This is a genomic window from Nitrosospira sp. Nsp2 (assembly GCF_003050965.1).
Lineage (GTDB): Bacteria > Pseudomonadota > Gammaproteobacteria > Burkholderiales > Nitrosomonadaceae > Nitrosospira.
In genome coordinates this window covers 609,086-627,540 of the sequence record NZ_QAOU01000001.1, presented here as the reverse complement: position 1 = coordinate 627,540, position 18,455 = coordinate 609,086, and the positions used below count along the sequence as shown (strand labels likewise).

14 protein-coding genes are annotated in these 18,455 nt (G+C 56.0%); 9 read left to right on the top strand and 5 right to left on the bottom strand.

Going from position 1 to position 18,455, the window contains the following annotated elements; translation table 11 throughout:
* Nucleotides 1–87: 87 nt before the first annotated feature.
* Nucleotides 88–1,152: a folate-binding protein YgfZ gene (locus C8R31_RS02770; RefSeq protein WP_107692520.1), complete on the bottom strand. Its 1,065-nt coding sequence runs from the start codon at nucleotides 1,150–1,152 to the stop codon at nucleotides 88–90.
* Nucleotides 1,153–1,256: 104 nt separating this feature from the next.
* On the opposite strand from C8R31_RS02770, the gene C8R31_RS02765 reads away from it, so the two are divergent.
* A complete protein-coding gene (locus C8R31_RS02765) occupies nucleotides 1,257–1,721 on the top strand; it encodes a protein YgfX (protein WP_107692519.1) in 465 nt (154 codons plus the stop codon).
* Nucleotides 1,722–2,114: 393 nt separating this feature from the next.
* Nucleotides 2,115–2,426: a hypothetical protein gene (locus C8R31_RS02760; protein WP_107692518.1), complete on the top strand. Its 312-nt coding sequence runs from the start codon at nucleotides 2,115–2,117 to the stop codon at nucleotides 2,424–2,426.
* A gap of 202 nt (nucleotides 2,427–2,628) precedes the next feature.
* On the opposite strand, the gene C8R31_RS02755 is transcribed toward C8R31_RS02760, so the two are convergent.
* Nucleotides 2,629–3,705: a sulfate ABC transporter substrate-binding protein gene (locus C8R31_RS02755; RefSeq protein ID WP_107692517.1), complete on the bottom strand. Its 1,077-nt coding sequence runs from the start codon at nucleotides 3,703–3,705 to the stop codon at nucleotides 2,629–2,631.
* 662 nt (nucleotides 3,706–4,367) lie between these two features.
* On the opposite strand from C8R31_RS02755, the gene C8R31_RS02745 reads away from it, so the two are divergent.
* The 5 genes from C8R31_RS02745 (at nucleotide 4,368) to C8R31_RS02725 (ending at nucleotide 11,325) form a co-directional block, all read left to right on the top strand.
* Nucleotides 4,368–5,303: a family 2A encapsulin nanocompartment shell protein gene (locus tag C8R31_RS02745; RefSeq protein ID WP_107692515.1), complete on the top strand. Its 936-nt coding sequence runs from the start codon at nucleotides 4,368–4,370 to the stop codon at nucleotides 5,301–5,303.
* Nucleotides 5,304–5,784: 481 nt separating this feature from the next.
* Complete coding sequence (locus tag C8R31_RS02740; protein WP_375136112.1) at nucleotides 5,785–7,662, top strand: family 2A encapsulin nanocompartment cargo protein cysteine desulfurase; 1,878 nt, start codon at nucleotides 5,785–5,787, stop codon at nucleotides 7,660–7,662.
* 212 nt (nucleotides 7,663–7,874) lie between these two features.
* Nucleotides 7,875–8,783 carry a serine O-acetyltransferase EpsC gene (gene epsC, locus C8R31_RS02735; RefSeq protein ID WP_107692514.1) on the top strand — a complete coding sequence of 303 codons (909 nt, stop codon included), beginning with the start codon at nucleotides 7,875–7,877 and terminating at the stop codon, nucleotides 8,781–8,783.
* A 35-nt stretch (nucleotides 8,784–8,818) separates the two neighbouring features.
* On the top strand, nucleotides 8,819–9,763 hold the full coding sequence (locus C8R31_RS02730; protein WP_107692513.1) for a CysB family HTH-type transcriptional regulator: 945 nt from the start codon (nucleotides 8,819–8,821) through the stop codon (nucleotides 9,761–9,763).
* A 152-nt stretch (nucleotides 9,764–9,915) separates the two neighbouring features.
* A complete protein-coding gene (locus tag C8R31_RS02725; protein WP_107692512.1) occupies nucleotides 9,916–11,325 on the top strand; it encodes an FAD/NAD(P)-binding protein in 1,410 nt (469 codons plus the stop codon).
* 55 nt (nucleotides 11,326–11,380) lie between these two features.
* Here the strand turns inward: C8R31_RS02725 and C8R31_RS02720 are convergent, their stop codons facing one another.
* On the bottom strand, nucleotides 11,381–13,210 hold the full coding sequence (locus C8R31_RS02720) for an ABC transporter ATP-binding protein (protein WP_107692511.1): 1,830 nt from the start codon (nucleotides 13,208–13,210) through the stop codon (nucleotides 11,381–11,383).
* A gap of 338 nt (nucleotides 13,211–13,548) precedes the next feature.
* On the opposite strand from C8R31_RS02720, the gene C8R31_RS02715 reads away from it, so the two are divergent.
* Both C8R31_RS02715 and C8R31_RS02710 read left to right on the top strand, forming a co-directional pair.
* Nucleotides 13,549–14,487 carry a zinc dependent phospholipase C family protein gene (locus C8R31_RS02715; protein ID WP_107692510.1) on the top strand — a complete coding sequence of 313 codons (939 nt, stop codon included), beginning with the start codon at nucleotides 13,549–13,551 and terminating at the stop codon, nucleotides 14,485–14,487.
* 5 nt (nucleotides 14,488–14,492) lie between these two features.
* Nucleotides 14,493–14,924: a hypothetical protein gene (locus tag C8R31_RS02710; protein WP_107692812.1), complete on the top strand. Its 432-nt coding sequence runs from the start codon at nucleotides 14,493–14,495 to the stop codon at nucleotides 14,922–14,924.
* 103 nt (nucleotides 14,925–15,027) lie between these two features.
* Here the strand turns inward: C8R31_RS02710 and C8R31_RS02705 are convergent, their stop codons facing one another.
* Together C8R31_RS02705 and nadB are read right to left on the bottom strand one after the other, a co-directional pair.
* Nucleotides 15,028–16,755 (bottom strand): AAA family ATPase, encoded by a 1,728-nt coding sequence (locus C8R31_RS02705; protein ID WP_107692509.1) that lies wholly within the window; start codon nucleotides 16,753–16,755, stop codon nucleotides 15,028–15,030.
* Nucleotides 16,752–18,407 (bottom strand): L-aspartate oxidase, encoded by a 1,656-nt coding sequence (gene nadB / locus C8R31_RS02700; protein WP_107692508.1) that lies wholly within the window; start codon nucleotides 18,405–18,407, stop codon nucleotides 16,752–16,754. The genes C8R31_RS02705 and nadB overlap by 4 nt, the downstream gene beginning before the upstream one ends.
* Nucleotides 18,408–18,455: the final 48 nt, after the last annotated feature.

Here is an 18,455-nt window from a genome sequence, read left to right as displayed (position 1 = left end):
CGCCTTTGCAAAATCCCAGGCTCAAAATGAAGCTCGGCCGGATATAACTGGAATTACCTGCCTGCGATCAAGAATACCATGATTTCATCATGGGTCTACCGCGTAAGGCAGAGGCATGATCTCAAGCGCGGGACCATCCGGCGATGTCCAGTGAATCTGGCTGGCCTCGGCGCTGCTTATCTGTATCACCGCCAACACATCGTATCCCCCGCCGGGGGAAGGAGCTGCGTTGACCACCGTGCCGCTGGACTGATCCCCCATGTCGGCGCTGAACAATTCGTCACCAGCCCTAATCGGCATCGCTGCTCTGCCCGGCTGGACCTTGATGCCGGCAAGATACATACGGCGCTTGATTTTACCCAGGTACTGGGTTCGGGCGACGATTTCCTGGCCTGGGTAACACCCTTTCTCGAAACTCACTCCCCCTATGACGTCCAGATTCACCATCTGCGGCACGAATTGCTCCTGCGTCTCCGGCAGAATCACGGGAATGCCAGCCTTGATATCGAGCCAGTCCCAGCATGCCGCGCCTACCGGCCTCGCCCCCTTCCTCAAGCCTTGCCAGACCGCGGCCGTATGTTCATGGGCAATGATAAGCTCGAAACGTTCCTCTGAAAGGCTGATCACACTGCCTCTTTCGCCCTGGCTCACGCCGAGGGGAAGGGGGGAAATTTCGCCTAGAATGCTCTGGACGAGCGCCCCTGCGTGGCTACCGGCGACTCCAATGCGCACCAACGAATCGCCGGGGTCCGCCGCCAATGTGACTTTGGCGCGCAGCACGTACATCGCCAGCCGTTTCTGAATCCCGGCACGCAATGCCGACGGCAATTGCATGAGGTAGCCGCCGCTATTATCCCGCCACAGCAGAAAACTCGCCAGCATCCTGCCTTTGGGGTTGCAATAGCCCCCGTATGTTGCCACGGCCGCTGCGGGAGAACCCACTTTACTGACGTCGCAGGTCAATTGGCCTTGCAAAAAGGATTGCGCGTCCTCTCCCGCAAATTGAATCAAGTCGAAGTGCGAAAGATCAGTCACGACCGTAGCGGATTGGGTGGTGGAAAGCTCCGCCGCGGCATCGCTGAAATGAGCTACTCGACCATTCTCGATCAGCGCGTGCTGACTCTGCAGGTAGGCTTGCCAGTCGGGATTCATGCGGAACGTGTCAGGCTGTAATCTGGTTGGGAACAAGCTAATTATAAAGACAACATCCCATTGTATAAACCGTAAATTGCCAGGAATGAGATAATGGAGCCATAATGGATTCTTTACCTCCTCTCCTCGTCCTTCGTCTTGGATCATCTCTTCGTCTTGCTTTAATGCTGGGCCTGGCGCACGTGGCGGCGATTTCTCTCCTGTGGCCGCTCATGTTGCCCGTCGCCGCCAAGCTGGCCGCAACGGCCGCGCTGGCCATCAGTCTGGTTATCTATTTGAGAAATTACGCGTTGCGAAACTCCCCCGGATCGATAACAAGTCTGGCGCTTGCGGATGACATGACCTGCATCCTGGAAACACGGCGCGGCGAACGTATTGCATGCGCGCTGCTCGGCAGCAGCTTCGTCGCGCCTTATCTGACTGTGCTCGAACTGAAACCCCTGAATAAGATCGGATGGTGGCACAAACTTCATGCGCGCAGCGTTGTCATTCTGCCTGACTCGATCGCTGCTGAGGATTTCAGGCAGTTGAGGGTACTGTTGCGGTGGAAGTGGAAAGAACAGAATTGACCGCGGCCCCCCCATCCCTTCGCATCATCCTCAGCTTCCACCCCTTCTCTTCAGTCGTTTCTTCCATAGTTGTGAACTTCCGAATGGATGAGTAGTCCTAATGGCGCCAACCCCTTTCGCGGACATGGTTATGATGTATTCGACAACTAGTGGTTTCGTAAAATGCCCCGTCGGCACAAGACCGGGTGGAGCTTTTGCTCCGGCTCTTGGAGAGTTGTACCTTGGTCCAATAGAAAACATGGATCAAACCTGTAAAATTCAGCTTGTGGCAACTACTTCCCTCCATAGTTAGTAGTACCTCAGCCCGATAGCACTCACCCTGCTATCGGGTTTTTGTTTTTTAGCCCTTGCTGCGGCTGAGCGAAAGTGATCATCTTTTAAAAGGAGCAGTACATGCGAACCACGATGATTATCATTGCTGTAATTGGGTTAGCCACGGGGCTGATACTGGAAAGCGAAAAAGCCTTCTACGAAAACCCCATGCTTACCAGTCCCACCGGCTCTGCTGCCGAAGTACTGACATGGGAAGCCAGTGAACAGGCGGAAAGTCTGGAAAGGTTGGTGGAAACTCCTGCGCATTCTGTCCATGAAGCGACAGTGGTTGTTGAACTTGGGGCGCTTCTGCTTATCGCTGTGGCGTTATCCGGTTATGCAGCCCCGCGAAAGCGTAGAGGCAGGAAGATACGCAGCGATCGGATTACATAAATCCGGATCAGCGGTACGAAGCACCAAATGACCCGCTCTCAGCGGGTTTTTTATTTTCACGCGTTGGACGCCGATTCCGGTTCCTGGCGCGATTTCCCCACAATGCGGAAATAAGCATGAAGAGAATACAAGAACGCTTAGACCGCGGGCTCACCCCGCAGCAACATGAATACTTCCGTTTAAACCGCCTCGGGGCTTTCTTTCACTTTCCACGCCTGTCCAAGAGCGCCGCGCCCCTCTCGTTCCTGGGCCCAACCACCACTCGGTTCTCTAGAATTTGCGCGACAATCCCATCCTGAGCAAAATGAATTTTTTCAGCCTGCTTCCATCCGCCAACAATTTCATCGACCGTAAACAACTCCAGCGCTGGAAACTGATGGGCGTACCTCATCCGCACCCATAAGTCTCTCGGGCGATAATAATTCCTGCCGACGATGTCCTGGGCCTGGGTCGTGTACAGATACTCGATATAGGCGATAGCCACGTCGCGATCGCCATTCATATCAGCGACCGCGTCCACCACGCTGACTGCCGGCTCGGCGACGATGGAAACTGTGGGGGTAACGATTTCGAACCTGTCTGCCGCTCCCTTGCCGAATTCGCGGACAACCCCGTGAGCTTCACTTTCCCAGACTAACAGTACATCGCCAATATCACGCTCGATAAAGTCAGCGGTTGCCAATGACTTGACGTTGTTAAACAGTTTCGTGACAAACTCAAGCGCAACTGTCCGGTTGCTGCCGGATCGTTTCACGGCGTATCCCCACGCCGCAAGGTAATTCCATCGGCCGCTTTCCGAGAGACGTGGATGGGGCGTTACCACGCCCAGGCCAGGCCTCAGAAGATCATCCCAGTCAAGAACCTCCTTTGGATTTCCCCTGCGCACCAGAAATACAACGGTCGATGTATATGGCGAAGCTGGCAGTGCGGCTTCGGGAGCCTGTTGTGGCGGGACGGGATTCCAGACCGGGGCAATAAACCGGTTTTTTTCGCGCAACTTTTCCAGATCATAATACAACGCGAGGGTCGCGACACCGAGACCGTCAACCACCGCTTGGATCGGCTTGCCCGATTTGCTCTGAGCGGGCATGACGCTGATATCGACGCCGGTTCTGCCTCTCCAGTGGGTAGCGAATGCCTTATTCAACTCTGTAAACAACACTGATGCAGCGCTCTCGGGGGGACGGTCAGAGAGTGTTTGCAACGCTGCATACGCCGCGCCCAGGCTGAGGACGGATATAACGACCGTAAGAACTATGCGGGATTTAATAAAAGACATTTTGTTTTCCTCCGATGCAGGTGATCAGGAGGAAATCTAGCATCCGTCTCCCCGGAATCAAACCAAGGAAATATGCATAGCTTATCAGACAGCCCTCAATAAACCCTGACGCTGCAGTGGGCAAAAAAAGAGGGTGGAATCAGAATATCTGCCCACGGGCATTGTGCTTTGTTATCCAAAAAAAAGATAAGCAAATGAAATGATATTGGTTCCCTCAGAAAAGGGTCGCTGATAACTTTGACCCCGTGGCATCTTTCTCCTTTGTTGTAACTTGCGGCGCTGGCCATTGGCCAGCGCTTTTTCTTCTTCCAGGATTGGCGAACGCGACCGAATCTCATGATTAAATAATTACTTGGGTCGCGCTCCCGGGGCCAACCGCTTGTAACGGGACTAACCCGCTTGCCGGCCTCGGAATCCAATTTTCGGGCTTCCCTAAACCGGCAGGCCCTCCGCTGCATAAATGGAGCCCCATATCGAGCCATCACTAAATACATTTGTTTAGTTAACAGATGATTATCTGAAATGACTCATCTCATCAAAACAAATTGATATAAGCTTATATCTAAATCTGCTATAACTAATGCAGCATCGACTTTGAGCCTTGGCTCGTGGGTGCTAATCATCAACCGTAAGTACTATTAACTCGACAGGGAGAAAAAGAAATGGCAGACATTCATCAGGGACACTCCGCATTGGGGGACGTGGCCGCACGAACGCTGGCCAACGCCACCAAAACCGTCCCGCAGTTACGGCTCATCACGCCGCGCTGGTTTACCCACATGCTGCACTGGGTGCCCGTTGAAGCGGGTATCTACCGGGTCAACAAGGTAAAAGACCCCAACAAGATCACCGTGGACTGTTCACAGAGAGAGGAAGAACGCGAGTTCAATACGACTTTCGTGGATTACGAGGAGTGGGGGCGGGAGTACTACCTGAGCGCGGTCAACACGGTGGTGGACATCCACACCCGCGTTTCCGACCTGTACAGCAGCCCGCACAACCAGATTCACGAGCAGGTTCGCCTTGCCATCGAAATTGTCAAGGAGCGGCAGGAGCGGGAGCTTCTAAATAACGAGGAGTATGGCCTGCTCAGAAACGTAGATAACGGCATGAAGATCAAAACCCGTACCGGCGCGCCTACGCCGGACGACATGGATGAACTGATTGCCCGCGTGTGGAAAGAGCCAGCGTTCTTCCTGGCACATCCCGCCGCCATTGCGGCGTTCGCGCGTGAATGCACGCGCCGTGGCGTCCCCCCGCCCACCATTTCGCTTTTCGGCTCTCAGTTCCTCACCTGGCGCGGCTTCCCGCTCATTCCGACCGACAAGATTGATGTTGTCGACGGCAAGACCGCCATCCTGCTGCTGCGCGTAGGGGAAAGCCGTCAGGGTGTCGTCGGGTTGTATCAGCCGGGACTGGCGGGAGAACAGGGCATGGGTTTGTCGGTGCGCTTCATGGGCATCAATCACAAGGCGATCTCATCGTATCTGATTTCACTCTATTGCTCGCTTGCGGTTCTCACGGAGGATGCCGCTGGCATACTTGAAAATGTCGAGGTTGGCAAATATCATGACTACAAGCATGAATACGCCAAGTAATCCGTTGGGGATAGGCGGATTGAACGAAGCGCCAGGCAATCTCCCGGACGTCGCGGAGCTTACCCGCCTTGCCAACGAATTTTATTCGACTCCGCCGGGATACTCCACGCCTCCCGGACAGCGCGTCACGGGGAAACCGTCCGGCGATGCCAGCGTGTCGCCGTCCGGCATAAGCGAAGCCGCCCCCTGGTCTTCCCCTGCTGCCTTCGAAACGCCATACAACGTCCCCCATTCTGCGGCAGCGGCGCACGTTCCGCCGTCTTTCGTTAATCATCGACCTGAGGGGATACTGTCCGAGGTTCCCGGCTCGGATATGGCTGCCTCTCATCCCAGGGCCACCGCGGCCCACCCGGTTGCTCCCGCAGGCCCATATTATGTACCCCCTTCCGCTTCCGCTACGCCGTTTTCGCGGACGCCTGCACCCTCCCCGGTTGCCCCGAAGGGGCCATACGGCGTACCGCCCTCCGCCGCTGCGGCGCCTGTGCCGGGAACGCATGCAGCGTCCGCAATCGCTCCCGAGGGCCCATACCATATACCCCCTTCCGCTTCCGTCACGCCGTTTTCGCGGGCGCCTGCACCCTCCCCGGTTGCCCCGAAGGGGCCATACGGCGTACCGCCATCCGCTGCCGCAGCGCCTGTGCCGGGAACGCATGCAGCGTCGGCGATCGCTCCCGAGGGCCCGTACCATGTGCCCCGTTCCGCTTCTGCTACGCCGTTTTCGCGAACGCCTGCACCCTCCCCGGTCGCCCCAAAGGGACCATACGACGTGCCACCGTCCGCCGCGGCCGGGCCAGGCCCTGCTGGTTTCGCGCCATTCGCCGCGCAGGCAGGGGGGTCTCATTACGCTATTCCCTATGCTGGCGCAGCCGCACAGGCAATGAACCTTCCCGAACCTCCGGCGTTCGGCACTGATATTCCCTTTGCCGATACCGGCCCGTTTACAGGGTTTCCTGGCGTGCCTTCTGTTCTTCCATCCTATGAAATTCCTGGCAGCAATTCCGGAACCTCGGCTGGCACGGGCGCGCTGCCTATTCCTCGCACCGATGAGCCGTCGTTCTATTTTCTCGACGGTGCCACCCCGTTCGGCAGTGGCGCCCGGGCATCGGCGATGCCAGGGTTTACAGGAGCGCATCCCCCGTTTGACGCCAATGCCGTGCGACGCGACTTCCCGATCCTGGTTGAACGGGTAAACGGTCGCCCCCTGATCTGGCTGGACAATGCCGCCACCACGCAGAAGCCTCAATCCGTCATTGATCGCCTGACGTATTTCTACCAGCACGAAAACTCCAACATTCACCGCGCCGCGCATGAACTCGCTGCGCGGGCCACCGATGCGTATGAGGGCGCGCGGGAAACCGTGCGCCGCTTCCTCAACGCGCCGTCGGCAGACGAGATCGTTTTTCTCAGGGGAACGACCGAGGCGATCAACCTTGTTGCTCACAGCTGGGGCCGGCAAAACGTCAGGGAAGGGGACGAAATCGTCATTACCTGGCTGGAACACCACGCCAATATCGTCCCCTGGCAGCAGTTGTGCAACGCGGTAGGTGCGAAACTTCGCGTGGCGCCAGTGGACGACGATGGCCAGATATTGCTGGATGAATATCAGAAACTGCTCGGCTCGCGTACTAAAGTCGTGTCGCTCTCCCAGGTTTCGAACGCACTCGGCACCGTAACCCCAGCCCGGGAAATGATCGAGATGGCGCACCGAGTCGGGGCCCGGGTGCTGGTGGATGGGGCCCAGTCCGTCTCGCACATGCGCGTAGACATGCAGCAACTCGATTGCGACTGGTTTGTTTTCTCCGGCCACAAGGTATTCGGTCCAACCGGGATTGGGGCCCTGTACGGTAAAAGGGACCTGCTCAATTCCACTCCCCCATGGCAGGGAGGCGGCAACATGATCCAGAACGTCACCTTTGAGAAGACGGAATACCACGAGGCGCCGGCGCGTTTTGAGGCGGGGACGGGAAATATTGCGGATGCGGTGGGACTTGGTGCTGCGCTAGAGTACGTGGAACGCATCGGCATCGACAACATCAACCGCTACGAGCATGAGTTGATGGCTTACGCGACACGCGGCCTCAGTACTGTTCCCGGGCTGCGGCTGATTGGCACGGCTAAGGACAAGGCAGGCGTGCTGTCCTTCGCACTCAAAGGATTCACCACCGAAGAGGTCGGCAGCGGATTGAACGAGGCGGGAATCGCGGTACGCGCGGGACATCACTGCGCCCAACCGATCCTGCGCCGTTTCGGCCTGGAAACCACGGTACGTCCTTCATTGGCAATGTACAACACGTTCGCGGATGTCGATGCTCTGGTGACGGCATTGCATCGCCTGCGCGGCGGACGTAATATTTTTTAACGCGGCACAGGGCGCAGAGCAAGGTAAAAAGGGTGAAATACAGGGAGGCTGGGCCCACCGCTGCGTTAATCCGCCGGATCCCGGAGAAGGCTAATTCGGGGTCCGGCACTTCCGGTGCCGAGCGCGACAACGGGGCGTCCGCATGACCTGTCCCTCCCCTCGCGCCACAGACATTTTCTCCAAAGAAAAATGATGGATCTCCGTTAAAAGGCATGCAGCGCAGTATTGATGACATTGTCGCCGAGTTGCGGGCGGTACGGGTTGCGTCGCTGGAATACAGGCAACGCCGCGACCGCCCGCCCAAGCTTCCGTCGCGCAAAGCCCTCGCAGGTATTGTGGAGGGATTAAGCGCCGCGTTGTTCCCTAACCGCTTGGGCCAGCCGGAACTCACCGATGCGGGCATTGATTATTACGTCGGCCATACGCTGGATGTGGCGCTGCGTGAGTTGCTGGTACAGGTAAGCCGCGAGTTGCACTTTGCCTCGCAACTGGAGACACTGGGCGATGCCGATCGCGAGCGTGCGACTGATATTGTGCACGCATTCGCCAAACGCCTGCCGCACATTCGCGGCTTGCTGGACAGCGACATCCGCGCGGCTTATGAGGGAGATCCGGCAGCGCGGACGATGGACGAGGTGCTCGTCTGCTATCCTGGCATTACCGCCGTCGCCCATTACCGGCTCGGGCACGAACTGCATAGCCTTGGCACTCCTCTCATCGCCCGCATGATTTCGGAGATTGCCCACTCCATCACGGGCATCGAGATTCACCCGGGTGCGCAGATTGGGGGGAGTTTTTTCATTGATCATGGCACTGGGGTTGTCATTGGCGAAACAGCCATTATTGGCCAGCATGTGCGTCTATATCAGGCCGTAACACTCGGGGCCAAACGCTTTCCAGTGGATGAGCATGGGGCGCTGATAAAAGGCAATTTGCGCCACCCCATAGTCGAGGATGATGTAGTCATTTACGCGGGCGCCACCATTCTGGGCCGAATCACTATTGGACGTGGGTCAACCATCGGTGGCAACATCTGGCTTACGCGCAGTGTGCCCCCTGGCAGCAGCATTTCACAGGCGCAGGCACGTTACGAAGCATTTGAGGGTGGCGCCGGAATTTAATCCTTTATCGATATTATTCTTGTCAAAATAACAATATGAATTTTCAACAGCTGCGCATCATCCACGAAACGGTCCGGCAGAACTACAACCTGACAGACGCGGCGAATGCCCTGTTTACTTCCCAATCCGGCGTAAGCAAGCACATCAAGGATCTTGAAGATGAACTGGGGATCGAATTGTTCGTGCGCAAGGGCAAGCGCCTGCTGGGATTAACCGACCCCGGCAAGGAGTTGGTGAAGATCGTCGAACGCATTTTGCTGGACGCAAAGAATGTCAAACGACTGGCCGAACAGTTCAGCAAGCGGGACCAGGGCAGGCTCACTATCGCAACTACGCATACGCAGGCCCGCTATGCGCTGCCGTCAGTCGTCACCCAGTTCAAGAAAGCCTTCCCCCAGGTACATCTTGTCCTGCATCAATCCAGCCCGGGAGAAATTGTGTCGATGCTGCTCGATGGGCAGGCGGATATCGGTATTGCAACCGAGGCGCTGGAGAGCGCTGCGGAACTGGCCTTATTTCCATACTACTCCTGGCATCATGCGGTCATCGTGCCACACGGACATCCACTTGAATCGGTTCGCCCGCTCACGCTGGAAGCTATTGCCGAGTTCCCCATCATCACCTATCACGAGGGATTTACCGGACGGACGGGAATCGATCGGACGTTCGCGCAGGCAGGATTGGTGCTCGACATCGCCATGTCGGCCCTGGATGCGGACGTGATCAAGACTTACGTCGAACTCGGGCTTGGGGTTGGCATCGTCGCGTCAATGGCTTTCAACCCCGACCGCGATACCCGGCTCAATCTGCTCGATAGCTCGCACTTGTTCGAAAAACATACAACCAATATCTCCGTCCGGCGCGGCCATTATCTTCGGGGCTATGCTTACCGCTTCATCGAGTTCTGCCTGCCATCGCTGACCGAGGCGGCGGTTCGATCCGGCGTCAGGCCGGAGTTGGACGTGGAACTCGCCGATTAAGCGGCACAAGTTATGCCGCAAATTTATACCCCGGTTTATCACCCGTACCGTTCCGGCATGCCCCGACTATCCGCCTTTTCCCGCGTTGTTGCTTTCAAAACATTACTGTTCAGGCGATCCGCGCCGCCCTGACTTTTGGGAAACAGCGACCCATGAGCGATAACGTCTCCTCACCAACAAAAATAATTACGATCATTGGCGCCGGTTTCTGTGGCGCTCTCACTGCTGTCAATATCCTTCGCCGGAATCCGGGAGCGACGGTACGTATCGTTCTTGTTGACCGCAGCACCCGGCCGGGCCGGGGACTTGCTTATGGGACCTGGGACGATAATTTTTTATTGAATGTGCCGGCCGGCAATATGAGTGCGCTGCCGGACGACCCCAACCATTTCGTGCAGTTTTGCCAGAACATTGATCCTGCATTCAATTCCGCAACGTTTGTGTCAAGACGGCTTTATGGTGATTATCTGGAGCTCACCCTGCAACAGGCGGCAGAACAAAGTGGCGGAACGCCGTTCGAACAGGTGCGCGGCGAGGCCGTCTCGATTCGGAAGCGCCCCGAGGATGATAGCTATCAGATCGATCTGGCGAATGGACGAAGCATCCGGTCCCATCAGGTTGTTCTTGCCCTCGGGCATTTTCCCCCTTCCACCCCCGCTGCCATTAGCGGACTCCATGAAAGCGGCGTATATATCGGCAATCCGTGGGATTCTGTTGTGCTTGAACGCACGAATGGAGAGGCTCCGGTCGCGATCCTGGGTACAGGGCTGACCGCGTTCGACGTGTTGTTCCGCCTCACCATCAGTAGCAGCACACGGAAAGTCTACCTGATCTCGAGACATGGGCTTTTTCCCCAGCCCCACCGTTTCAATCCAAAACCGCCCGCCGCGGCCGGTTTTCCGTCGTTTCTCGAGAATTTGCCCGTAACCGTGCGCGCCTATTTTCACGCCCTGCGGCTGGAGATCAGGAAAAATGCTGCAAACGGGGGCGACTGGCGTGACACGATCAACCTGTTGCGTCCCCACACGCCCCTCATATGGCAACGATTTCCAGTGGAAGAACGGAAGAAATTTCTTTCCCGCGCTGTCGCGTATTGGGACATACACCGCCATCGGCTCGCACCGGCCGCGCATTTACGCCTTAGAAACATGCTCAAATCGGGGCAAGTGGAAGCGGTAGCCGGCCAGATCCAGGGCTATGAAGTAAAGGGCGGCAACGTATCGATCAGAATACGGGAGAGGCACACCGGCCAACCCAAGGAGCTCGATGTCAGCCGCTTGGTGAACTGCACCGGCCCAACCTGCGATATCAGCAAGGTAACGCTACCGCTGATCGCCCAGTTGAGAGACGAAGGCTACCTGAAGCAGGACCCCACAAGGCTGGGGTTCGAAGTGAATGATGAGTACCAGGTAGTCGATCGCGGTGGGGCGCCTGCAGACAACCTTTTCTATATCGGTCCCATGCTGAAGGCCGGCCTGTGGGAAGCAATCGCAGTTCCTGAACTGAGGGTGCACGCGCGGCGTCTGGCAGAATTCCTGACGAGCGAACTCTCCCGGAAATAAAAAAGCAAGACTACTAGCGAGTAGTCTTTCGATGTTCAAGCATACTCCACCGCTACTAGACATCTTCACCCAGAAAGCCGCCGCTCTGGTGGCTCCACAGGCGGGCATAGAGACCGCCGCTCTCGATGAGCGCCTGATGGGTCCCTTCCTCCACGATCCGGCCCTTATCCATTACAATCAGCCGGTCCATCGCCGCAATCGTCGACAGGCGGTGGGCGATGGCGATGACGGTCTTGCCTTCCATCAACCGGTATAAACTCGACTGTATGACCGATTCCACTTCCGAGTCCAACGCGCTCGTGGCTTCGTCCAGCAGGAGAATAGGCGCGTCCTTGAGCATGACCCGGGCGATCGCGATCCGTTGGCGCTGCCCGCCGGAAAGTTTCACGCCGCGCTCGCCCACGTGCGCATCGTAGCCCGCGCGTCCCACGGGATCAGTAAGGCTCATGATAAAGTCATGTGCCTCGGCTCTTTTCGCCGCGGCGATCATATCCGCGTCCGTCGCACCCGGTTTGCCGTATAAGAGATTCTCCCGCACCGAACGATGCATGAGCGAAGTATCCTGGGTGACCATTCCGATATTGGCGCGCAGGCTATTCTGGGTAACATATTTGATATCCTGATCATCGATCGATATACGCCCCTGCTCGATGTCATAAAACCTCAGCAACAGATTGACGAGTGTCGATTTACCCGCGCCCGAACGACCAACGAGTCCGATTTTCTCGCCCGGCCTGGCGTGGAGCGAAAGATGATCGATGACAGGCGTCGTTCCGCCGTAACAGAACAAAACATCCTCGAACCGAATGTCGGCCTTGCGGATTCGCAGGGGTTTCGCTTCGGGAAAATCCGTCACCACATGCGGACGGGATAATGTTTCGATCCCATCCTGCACGGTGCCGACCTGTTCAAATAACGTCGCCATTTCCCACATTACCCAGTGCGACATGCCGTTGAGCCGCAGCGCCATCGCGCAAGCCGCCGCCACCGCACCCACGCCTATCGCGTTATCGGCCCACAACAGCAATGCGACCGCGGTCGCGCTGATGATCAGAAGCGCCCCCATGATCTGATTGACGATTTCAAAGGTGGTCACCAATCGCATCTGCTTGTATACCGTCTTTAGAAAATCCTGCATGGCCGATCTCGCGTAACCCGCTTCCCTGCCTGTGTGCGAAAAGAGCTTTACGGTAGCGATATTTGTGTACGCATCGCTGATGCGCCCCGTCATGAGCGCGCGCGCGTCGGCCTGGGATTGAGAAACCCGGCTCAGCCGTGGTACGAAAAACCGCAATGCGCCCGCATAGAGAATGAACCAGCCGATAAAAGGCAGGGACAGCCAGCCGCTGAAATTACCTACCACCACAACGAGGGTGAAAAAGTAAATCGTCACATAGACCAGGATATCGCCGAGAATGAAGCAGACATCCCGCAGCGCCAGCGCAGTTTGCATCACCTTGGCCGCCACGCGGCCGGCAAATTCGTCCTGGTAAAAATTCATGCTCTGGTTAAGCATCAGGCGGTGGAAGTTCCAACGCAACCGCATCGGAAAGTTGCCGCCCAGCACCTGGTGCTTGAACAGGTTTTGCAATCCCACCAATATGGGGCTGGCAGCCAATAATCCGGCGAACAGAAGCAACGTCGTTCGCTCCTGCTCCCACAACAGGGCGGGGGGTATGCGGCTCAGCCAATCCACCACTTTTCCCAGAATGGCGAACAACAACGCCTCAAATGCGCCTATCGCGGCCGTAAGCAAGGTCATCCCGACCAGATAGCGCCGGACCCCGCTGGTGGCTTCCCATACAAAAGCCAGGAATCCCTTCGGCGGAACCCGGTCCACGATATCGGGATAGGGATACAGCTTTTTTTCGAAATAATTAAACATCCAGCCTTAGTAACGTATCCGCGACCTTATGGCAAGACCCTACGCGAATCACGCGGATATCGATTGCCTCATGACTTGAATAGGGTCATGCCCGGCCACTTGCGCAGGCATTGTTAAGGTTGCTGCCGGACAGTTGAACCGGAGGGGTCGCGGCCCATGGATGAGAATGAAGGTGTTTTCACGCCATAAAATACTGCTGTGGATGTTACAGCTCTCTCAAATTAGGAGAAAATACGAACAATGACCGCTTCAATTTTATATCGCCGCGATGTCGCGGCCCGTATTCTCCAGGAGGAGACCATGCTCATGACGGATCAATCCATCGCGGCGGAACATTAATGCCGGGCGCCTATGCACACCTCACCCTGGTCAACCTGATCCGGGAACCGGTCCGTCTTGAAAGCCATGGCTTCCAGCCCGAGGCCATTGTTCCTGTACTCGACTACTTCCGCTTTTGCGAACTCGGCGCGATCAGTCCGGACTATCCTTATCTGGATATTGCCCATCCCGATGCGTGTGAGTGGGCTGACCGGATGCACTACCAGAAAACCGGGGATATGGTCAAAGCGGGCATTGACCATATCAGGAAGCTCGACGGCCCCTCGCAGCAAAAGACGTTTGCCTGGCTGCTGGGCTATACCAGCCATGTCGTGACCGATGTAACCATCCATCCCGTGGTCGAACTGAAGGTGGGTGAATACCAGAAGAACAAGGGAAGGCATCGAACCTGCGAAATGCACCAGGATGCCTATATCTTCCAGCGGCTGAATATCGGTGAAATAGGCCTGGCCGAACACCTCGATTCCGGGATCTGGGGCTGCTGCGAGCCCCCTCGCAGCGGAAAACTCGACACGGCTGTTGCCAGCACCTGGCAGCGCATGCTTGAGACCTGCTACCCCGCCGCCTGTCAAACCCATCCTCCGGTCATCAACGACTGGCACGGTTCCTTCAAGTTCATCGTCGATAAGGCCGAGGAAGGTAACGCGCTGCCCCCCTTTGCCCGCCATGTCGCGGCCAACATCGGCTTGACCTATCCGGCCATCATCGATCTCGACCCGCAGTATCTGGAGGCGCTGGAAACCCCGCTCGGCGCGATGCATTATGACCAGATATTCGACCGGGCGATGGAAAACGTGCTGAATGCCTGGGCACACATTGCCGATGCAATCTTCAACAACAGCAATACCTACCAGACTGCGGCGGTTAACTGGAATCTCGATACCGGGCGCGACCAGACCGGGCGTTATGTCTACTGGCAGGAGAAAGGACAGGGGTGACCACGATGATCCGGACACCTGTTAAGGTTACTGTCACGGTAGCGCTCGTGCTTGCCTTGGCGGCGGGTTGCGCGCCGGTTCCGCAGCGCCCCGACAGGGAGGAAATGTACATCAAGGCTTCCGCGCTGACGAAACTATCTGCTGCGGTGGAATCGACGGTCCGCTACAAGAATCCGCCGCCGGAACTTAACGACCGAGAACTGCTGACGCTCGCCACGCGGCATGATCCGGCACTGCTGGATAATTTCAATGACTACACGGTCCGGGTGCTGCGGCAGGCGCGCCATTCCGTTGTGCTGGTATGCGATGCACCAGGTACCCGCGCCTTGCTGGAGGATGCAGGATGCTCCGGCCCGATGGATCGCCACCCTTGGATGGAAAAACCGGAACCGTGCGAATTTACGATCGACACCGCAGAGGTGTGCGAAATAAAATAACTGTCGTGTCCCTTCTTCATCCGGCAGATGAAAACGGAATAAAGATGGAGAAAAACGTCAACAAACCTTTTTCTTCCGTAGGGTACCATTCTTGGAATAAGCTTTAATCTGAATCAGCTTTGATCAATCTCTGTACGAATTTACGAGCAGCCTCTAGTTCAGGGTCTGTGTCAAGCGTCCTGGCAAGGACAGCATTTACCCATTTAGGTCCATGCCCCGCTTCCGTTTTGACAAAACCTTCTAGCTCGCCCACTTCAACTATATGAAGACCTCCTTTTCGAAGTTCTGCGAGCAGCCTTTTCGCTGCCTTTGATGCGTCTCCAGCCGGTATGAATGCCTCGCCCACACTTTTCGCCTGTGCCCAAGGCGATGATCGTCTTAATATCGCTTGGATATCGTTTTTTGCTTTTGTAGAAAACTGGTTTCCCTTGATTCCATCCAAAATTTTGATTATCTCAGCCTTTATCTCGTCGCTCTTGAGCTCAGGCTTTTTACTATCTATTCCAAACTTTACGGTCTCCCAGTCCGCCCGAAGAGCGTCCCAATTCATGCCAAGGGCAGTAACAACACGAGATAGGGTGCTCTCGTCTGCAAGAATGTCAAAATCCGCTATGGCACAAACAGGAACATCAACTTCTCGAAGTGCATGAATGACAACTGGCAGGCGGGCTTTTCCCCCGCAGTGGGTGAACACGATATCTTGGCGCCGCTCGGCGTTATTAGCGATAATTATAGAATCCATTATGGCCGAATAGAAGCGGCAATCTGCGTCACCTTCGCATACAACGACAGCTTCGTGAAATAACCCGTCTAGAATGTTCGAATGACGAAGAAGCGGGTCCCCCCACAGTTCCTTGATTCTATCGTTATCTAGAAGCCGGACTGAATTGGTATTCCCGTGACGTTTGATACGAATCACTCGAACATTTTTACTCCCTGTATCGAGAATTCCGCGCACAACATCAGAGCTGTGCGTGGCGATAAAAAGCTGCCGGCCTTCCAACCGGTCTTGGACCATAGTTGTTCCCAGCAAACGGGCTTGAGGCGGATGCAAAAACGCTTCCGGTTCATCGATTAAAACTATTGTCTCTCTGCCAATCGATGTAGCCAAAAGAACACCGGCAAAGCTTCGCATCCCATCACCTTGAGTATGCAAAGTTGGAAGTTGCTCCAACTTTGCTATATAGCCAATACTGACTCTGTCTTCGTTTTCTGCTGGAACCGGTCTTGCGCCAACATACAATGGCACCATGCCACCAGCATTTCGATGCACTATCAAATCGACCCCAAAGGCTTTCCGAAATCTTGCGCTAAGAATTAGCTCTAGTTCATCATTGCGCTGAAGAAAGTGAATCGGATGAACGGGGTTATCATGAAGCAGCGAGATATTAGTGGGTGGGTTACAAATCTGTAGCCTTTCCTCTGTGGTTAAAAGATGGCAAAACCAGCGGGAAATACCGCCGAGAGAATTATTTGCGTTTGGCCACACGCTTTCAATATCACGTTTAGCCATTCCGTGCCCTAGGGCTTGGAAGATCGGGTTCTCGGGACCAAAATGGTTTAGCACCAGAGCCCAATTTTTAATCCAATCCAAAAATTCCGAAGAACTACCAGTTCGATTAACAGTAATTTGTCTTATGATCTGACTTGTGTGTATTGGATTTTCGAGCTTTTCCCTAACAGCGCGAAGCGCACCGCTTTTTCCCGCGTTGTTTGGACCAACAATTACAAAAATGTCATTTTCCGACGCGTCTACGACTGTACCATCGCTAAAAACTATTTCTTTAATTGACACGCGGGGCGCAGATTTCGATGGGAACTCAAGGTTCATGGTTTGATGGTTAATTGTGAATTGTTAATTGTTGATTGTTGATTGTTGATTGTTGATTTTTTTAATATCGTATCCCTTGCCTGCGGCAACAACTCCGGATAATCCCGGCTGTAGTGCAGGCCACGGCTTTCATGGCGCAGCATGGCACTTAGCACGATCAGGTCGGCGGTATCGACGAGATTCCGCAATTCCAGCAGGTCGCTGGTCACATGGAAGGTAGCGTAATACTCGTTGATTTCCTCCCGCAGCAACTCGATGCGGCGCCGCGCGCGCTCCAGTCGCTTCGTGGTCCGGACGATCCCCACATAGCTCCACATGAAGCGCCGCAGTTCATCCCAGTTATGCGAGATGACGACTTCTTCATCGGCGTTGGTGACGCGGCTCTCGTCCCAGTCGGGCAGGTCCACGGCAGGCTCGGGCGCCTCCCCGGTAATATCCTTCGCGGCGGCCTGCCCGAATACCAGGCATTCCAGCAATGAGTTGCTTGCCAGCCGATTGGCGCCATGCAGACCCGTATGGGCGGTCTCGCCGACGGCAAATAAATTGTCCAGGTCGGTCTTGCCGTTAAGGTCTGTCACGATGCCACCACAGGTGTAGTGGGCCGCGGGCACGACGGGAATGGGCTGCCTGGTAATATCGATGCCGAATTCCAGGCAGCGCTTATAAATGTTGGGGAAGTGTTCCTTCAGGAAATCCTCGGGTTTGTGCGAGATATCCAGATAAACGCAATCGAGCCCACGCTTCTTCATCTCGAAGTCGATTGCGCGGGCGACGATATCGCGCGGCGCAAGCTCCGCGCGGGCGTCGTGCCAGGGCATGAAACGCGACCCATCAGGGAGCTTCAGCAGACCCCCTTCCCCGCGCACTGCCTCGCTGATTAGAAACGATTTGGCATGCGGATGGTAAAGGCAGGTGGGATGGAACTGGATGAATTCCATGTTCGCAATCCGACAACCCGCACGCCAACCCATCGCAATGCCGTCGCCGGTGGCCGTATCCGGATTGGTGGTGTAGAGATACACCTTACCCGCCCCGCCGGTCGCCAGCACGGTACTCCCCGCCCCGATGGTTTGCACCTGGCCAGTTGCGCTGTTCAGCACATAGGCACCATAGCAGCGGTTGCTCTTTCCATCGCCGGCCGCCGGCAGATGGCTCAACTTCGCGCTGGTAATGAGATCGATCGCGACATGATGCTCAAGTACGGTGATATTGGGATGGTTGCGGGCCTGGTCGATCAGGGTGAGCTGAACCGCCTGCCCGGTCGCGTCCGCCGCATGAATGACACGCCGCACGCTGTGGCCACCCTCCTGTGTCAAATGATATCCGGTCCCATTGTCATGATCGCGGGTAAATGGCACTCCCTGGCTGATCAGCCACTGGATGGCCTGCGGACCGTTTTCGACCACGTAGCGGGTAACTGCTTCGTTACACAGGCCAGCCCCTGCCACAAGCGTATCCCTGATGTGAGATTCGGGTGAATCTTCTTGCGACAGCGTTGCGGCAATGCCCCCCTGCGCCCAACCGCTGGCTCCATCGAGCAAGGCTTTTTTTGTGATCAGCCCAACCTTCCTGCCGGATGCCAGATTGAGGGCGAGGGTAAGACCGGCGAGACCGCTGCCGATAATCAGAGTATCGAAATGAAGTCGTGGCACTTGAGGTTATTGTTTTGTTTCAGGAGCGGAATGATACCAGACCTCGCG

Bases quoted from the DNA above. Each gene is read 5' to 3' on its own strand.
- C8R31_RS02770 (WP_107692520.1), bottom strand. From the start codon at position 1,152: ATGAATCCCGACTGGCAAGCCTACCTGCAGAGTCAGCACGCGCTGATC.
- C8R31_RS02765 (WP_107692519.1), top strand. From the start codon at position 1,257: ATGGATTCTTTACCTCCTCTCCTCGTCCTTCGTCTTGGATCATCTCTT.
- C8R31_RS02760 (WP_107692518.1), top strand. From the start codon at position 2,115: ATGCGAACCACGATGATTATCATTGCTGTAATTGGGTTAGCCACGGGG.
- C8R31_RS02755 (WP_107692517.1), bottom strand. From the start codon at position 3,705: ATGTCTTTTATTAAATCCCGCATAGTTCTTACGGTCGTTATATCCGTC.
- C8R31_RS02745 (WP_107692515.1), top strand. From the start codon at position 4,368: ATGGCAGACATTCATCAGGGACACTCCGCATTGGGGGACGTGGCCGCA.
- epsC (WP_107692514.1), top strand. From the start codon at position 7,875: ATGCAGCGCAGTATTGATGACATTGTCGCCGAGTTGCGGGCGGTACGG.
- C8R31_RS02730 (WP_107692513.1), top strand. From the start codon at position 8,819: ATGAATTTTCAACAGCTGCGCATCATCCACGAAACGGTCCGGCAGAAC.
- C8R31_RS02725 (WP_107692512.1), top strand. From the start codon at position 9,916: ATGAGCGATAACGTCTCCTCACCAACAAAAATAATTACGATCATTGGC.
- C8R31_RS02720 (WP_107692511.1), bottom strand. From the start codon at position 13,210: ATGTTTAATTATTTCGAAAAAAAGCTGTATCCCTATCCCGATATCGTG.
- C8R31_RS02715 (WP_107692510.1), top strand. From the start codon at position 13,549: ATGCCGGGCGCCTATGCACACCTCACCCTGGTCAACCTGATCCGGGAA.
- C8R31_RS02710 (WP_107692812.1), top strand. From the start codon at position 14,493: ATGATCCGGACACCTGTTAAGGTTACTGTCACGGTAGCGCTCGTGCTT.
- C8R31_RS02705 (WP_107692509.1), bottom strand. From the start codon at position 16,755: ATGAACCTTGAGTTCCCATCGAAATCTGCGCCCCGCGTGTCAATTAAA.